5 protein-coding genes, 1 riboswitch and 2 other annotated features are annotated in these 4,535 nt (G+C 39.8%); of the genes, 4 read left to right on the forward strand and 1 reads right to left on the reverse strand.

What is annotated here, in order from left to right; translation table 11 throughout:
- Nucleotides 1–223: folate family ECF transporter S component (locus tag RT405_RS12855; protein ID WP_313470196.1), on the reverse strand; the 223-nt coding region annotated here is incomplete at its 3' end.
- Nucleotides 224–263: 40 nt separating this feature from the next.
- Nucleotides 264–366: riboswitch (THF riboswitch) on the reverse strand.
- A 173-nt stretch (nt 367–539) separates the two neighbouring features.
- Nucleotides 540–817 (forward strand) — a binding site (T-box leader).
- A 55-nt stretch (nt 818–872) separates the two neighbouring features.
- Nucleotides 873–1,136 (forward strand) — a binding site (T-box leader).
- 64 nt (nt 1,137–1,200) lie between these two features.
- Between RT405_RS12855 and RT405_RS12860 the strand changes: the two genes are divergently transcribed.
- The 4 genes from RT405_RS12860 to RT405_RS12875 form a co-directional block, all read left to right on the forward strand.
- Complete coding sequence (locus RT405_RS12860) at nt 1,201–2,271, forward strand: ATP-binding cassette domain-containing protein (protein ID WP_313470197.1); 1,071 nt, start codon at nt 1,201–1,203, stop codon at nt 2,269–2,271.
- A 15-nt stretch (nt 2,272–2,286) separates the two neighbouring features.
- On the forward strand, nt 2,287–2,967 hold the full coding sequence (locus RT405_RS12865; RefSeq protein WP_313470198.1) for a methionine ABC transporter permease: 681 nt from the start codon (nt 2,287–2,289) through the stop codon (nt 2,965–2,967).
- A 256-nt stretch (nt 2,968–3,223) separates the two neighbouring features.
- Entirely contained in the window at nt 3,224–4,048 is an 825-nt protein-coding gene (locus RT405_RS12870) for a MetQ/NlpA family ABC transporter substrate-binding protein (RefSeq protein WP_313470201.1), read from the forward strand.
- A 58-nt stretch (nt 4,049–4,106) separates the two neighbouring features.
- The coding region (locus RT405_RS12875; RefSeq protein WP_313470203.1) for a M20/M25/M40 family metallo-hydrolase at nt 4,107–4,535 on the forward strand (429 nt) is incomplete at its 3' end.

Here is a 4,535-nt window from a genome sequence, read left to right on the forward strand (position 1 = left end):
CTACTTTAGGAAATAGCATAATTCCCATAAAGTCTGTTATCGCTGCAGCAATACCAGCAATCCAAGGGCCATACAGCATGGCGATGATTGCAACAGGCAGAAAGCCAAACCCAATTCGAACGATTGGTGTTTCAATCGCCACGAAGCGCGTTAAGATAATGTCGAGTGCCATCAATAAGCCGATAATTGAAATACTTCTGGCATCAAACTTTTTTTTGTTCATTTTGAAGATCTCCTTTTAAGAGCTCCCCACATAAAAACTATGCAGCGAATGCAGAAACAAAACCGCAAATTGCCGAAACAATTTTTCGTCTGAGGGCAACATCCCATCCCTGCAGCACTTAACGCTTCATTTCCTACTCTGATTTATTTGACGATTAAATAGTCTATTTTATCGCCATCACCCACTATAGCATGCTTTTCTTTTTCCTGCCAATACAACTTTCTTTTTCTTTTTCCTCATATTACTTTCATTAAATTATCATTTTAGTGTTGACATTCTCATTTTAGCTCTGTATATTTAAAAGCAAGATAACGAAACAAACACTACGAAAAGAAGAGTACGTTCCGACAGCACTTTTTAGAGAACCCTGCACGACGCTGAAAAAGGGTAAGGAAGTCGAACCGAAGATGGTCTTGGAGTGGCATAGGCGATTAAATGAAAAACCATTTTTAAGCTTATGTCGGGAGCACCCGTTACAGTGCCTCAGCTACAGAAAGATGCAAGAATCTTTTTTAGACTGAATGAGGTAATATCAGCAATGATGTTACAAACTAAGGTGGTAACACGAAGCAGCTAATAGCTTTCGTCCTTAAAAAGAACTGATAATCGGTTTCTTTTTAAGGACTTTTTTTATTTCAATTCAATAGAATCAAACGCAATGACGAGAAAAGTAATTCTATGCAGCGCAACAACAGAGAGCCTGGCAGCTGAAAACAGGTTTGCAATGCACAGAAAGAAAATGGCCTCTGAGCGGGATACCAAGTATCTATAGAGATATCAGGCTATCATGGGCGGCACCCATTACAGTGCACGAGTATCGGAATACTTCTATTCCCGTACTTTATGAGGGATTAGTTGCGAAGCTAATCTAAACAAAGGTGGTAACACGAATGGTCAAACGTTCGTCCTTTAATCTAGCACAACTGGATTAAGGACGGACGTTTTTTATTTTTATATCAATTAGAGGAGGACATAGCATGATTTCATTACAACAAGTCAGTGTCACATTTGAAAGCAAAGAGCAAACGATTTCTGCAGTACAAGATGTTTCTTTAACCATTCAAAAAGGAGAAGTTTTTGGGATCGTCGGATACAGTGGTGCAGGAAAAAGTACACTCGTCCGGACGATCAACTTATTGCAGCGTCCAACGGCTGGTTCTGTCATCGTAGGAGAGCAAGATTTATTGCAATTGAAGCCGAAAGAATTAAGGAAAGCCCGAAAGAAAATCGGCATGATTTTTCAACACTTTAACTTGATGGCTTCACGAACCATTGCAGAAAATGTTGCTTATCCTTTGAGAAAATCGGGACTGTCAAAAACCGAAATGGCTAAGCGTGTGGCAGAATTATTGGCTTTAGTCGGTTTGTCCGATAAAAGTCAGGCTTATCCTTCGCAGCTTTCTGGTGGTCAAAAACAACGGGTCGCCATTGCTCGCTCATTGGCGAATGATCCAGAAGTCCTGCTTTGTGATGAAGCTACCAGCGCGCTTGATCCAAAGACGACCCTCTCCATTTTAGAATTATTAAAAGAACTGAATCAACGTTTAGGGTTGACGATCGTGATCATCACTCATGAAATGCAAGTCGTGAAAGAAATTTGTCATCGAGTTGCCGTGATGGAAAACGGGTATGTGATTGAATCTAACGATATCGTTTCTATTTTCACCGATCCTAAAGAACAGCTGACGAAAGAATTTATCAGTACAGCTACTCATCTTGATCAAGCATTGGAAAACGTCCTTAAACGCCCTACTCTCTTAAATTTACAAGCAAATGACCAGTTGGCAAATATTTCTTATGTCGGAGACAGTACAAGTGAACCGCTAATTGCAGCTCTATCGCTTCGTTTCGGCGTTACGACTAATATTATTTTTGGAAATGTGGAGTTTTTACAAGATACCCCTGTCGGAAACTTGGTCGTTGTTTTTTCAGGAGAAGCTGTTCAACAAGAAAAAGCCATTCAGTATTTAAAATCACAAAACGTCAAAGTCGCTATTATCAATCACCAACAAAAAATCATTCAATTCAAAAAAGAAGCAGCTATTTAAAAGGAGGACTAAACCATGACTACTTTTTTTTCAACTTATTTTAAAAATGTATTAGTATTAAAAAACGAAATTATTGAAAGTACCCTTGAAACCCTCTATATGGCCGGTGTAACTGCTTTGATTGCTGGCGTTTTAGGTATCACGCTAGGTGTTATTTTAGTGGTAACGGATGAAAATGGCATTTTAAAAAATACGTTACTTTATCGATTCTTAGATAATATTGTCAATACTTTTCGTTCACTGCCTTTTATTATTTTACTGGCGTTAGTCGTTCCCTTGACGCGCTTATTAGTTCATACTTCGATTGGCACGACAGCCGCACTTGTTCCGTTGGTGATCGGGACCGTTCCTTTTTACGCTCGACAAATCCAAGTTGCCATTTTAGAAGTTGACTCAGGAGTTATCGAAGCGGCCCAGTCAATGGGATCCAGCCCGTTAGAAATCATCTTCCGCGTCTATTTGAAAGAAGGATTGACCTCAATTATCCGGGTCTCTGCTCTAACAATTATCAATGTGATTGGTCTAACGACTATGGCTGGTGCCATTGGCGGAGGTGGTTTAGGCAATTTAGCGATCGCTCGTGGCTATAATCGTTATCAAAATGACGTCACTTTAGTGGCAACTTTAATTATTTTAGTCATCGTCTTTATTAGCCAATTTATTGGAAACCAATTAGTCAAAAAAACATCGCATTAATAAGAAAAGCGGGACAAGCCCGCTTTGACCTCCGTAAAAATAGGGAATACGACCCTGAATGAGCATACTGCGCAATGGGAAGTAGACATCTTTTTTACGAGAGGTCAGGGCTTGAACGCTAGACATTAAAGGCAGAAAAAACTTATAATACTCTACTCTATAAGAAAAGCGAGACAAGTCCGCAGTGAGCGGCTCGTCTGAAATTTATAAAATCACACTCAACCCAAAAAATATAACAAAAAAGGAGAAAACACACATGAAAAATTTCAAGAAAATCTTATTCGGTTCATTATTATTAGCAGGGGTACTTTTTACAACAGCTTGCGGCAATCAAAAAGCGGACGGCTCAGAAAAAACAACCGTTAAATTAGGCGTCGTTGGGGAAGTCAACGAACCTTGGGAATATGTGAAGGAACAACTGGCAGCTGATAATATTGACCTGGAAATCATTAAGTTTTCAGACTATGCAACACCTAACACTGCATTGGCTGAAGGCGAACTAGACCTGAATTCTTTTCAGACTAAAATCTTTTTAGATGCTTTTAATGAAGATCGCAATGAAAGTCTAACAGCTATCGCAAATACCGTGATTGCGCCTTTAGGGATTTATTCTTCTAAATTAAAAGATGTCAATGAAATCAAAGCGAACGATACTATTGCCATTCCAAATGATGTTTCTAACGAAGGCCGGGCTTTATTGCTCTTACAAACAGCTGGTTTGATTGAAGTTGATCCAACTAAAGGACAAATTCCAGTAATTGAAGACATTACTTCTAACCCTTTAAATTTAAAGTTTGAAGCACTTGATTCTTCCCAGACAGCACGAGCTCTTGAGGATGTAGCAGCTTCCGTAATCAATAGCGGCATGGCCGTCGATGCTGGCTTTATCCCTACTGAAGATGCCATATTTCTTGAACCTGTAACGGAAGAATCGGATCCTTATTTCAACGTGATTGCCGCTCGCGAAGAAGATAAAGACAACGAGATCTATCAAAAAATAGTCACTGCTTATCAATCAGACGGTACGAAAAAAGTGATCGAAGACACTTCTAAAGGTTCGTCTATTCCAGTCTGGAAATAACGCACTCTTTTCTTCCCTGCTTCATAAATAAAACATAACATTTGAAAGGATGATTTTCATGACCACTACATTGACCAGTTCAACCATTAAAGAAGAAGTCCAACAAGGAGCCGAAGACGTCATTGCCTTACGCCGCTACTTCCACCAACACCCTGAACCGAGTTTAAAAGAATACGAAACCATCAAACGCATTAAAGAAGAACTAGATAAATTGGCTATTCCCTATGAAGCGGTCGGCGAGACTGGGGCTATTGGAATAATCGTTGGCGGTAAAGGACCTGGAAAAACTCTTTTGCTGCGAGCTGATATCGATGCATTAGAATTAGAAGATGCCAAAGACAAACCCTATAAATCCACAAAACCAGGATTGCACCATGCTTGTGGGCATGATGGTCATGCCTCCGCTTTATTAGGCGCAGCCAAAATCCTGAAACAACACGAAGCAGATTTTGGCGGAACGATTAAACTGGCTTTTCAACAAGCCGAA

This window comes from Carnobacterium sp. (assembly GCF_032094055.1).
Lineage (GTDB): Bacteria > Bacillota > Bacilli > Lactobacillales > Carnobacteriaceae > Carnobacterium_A.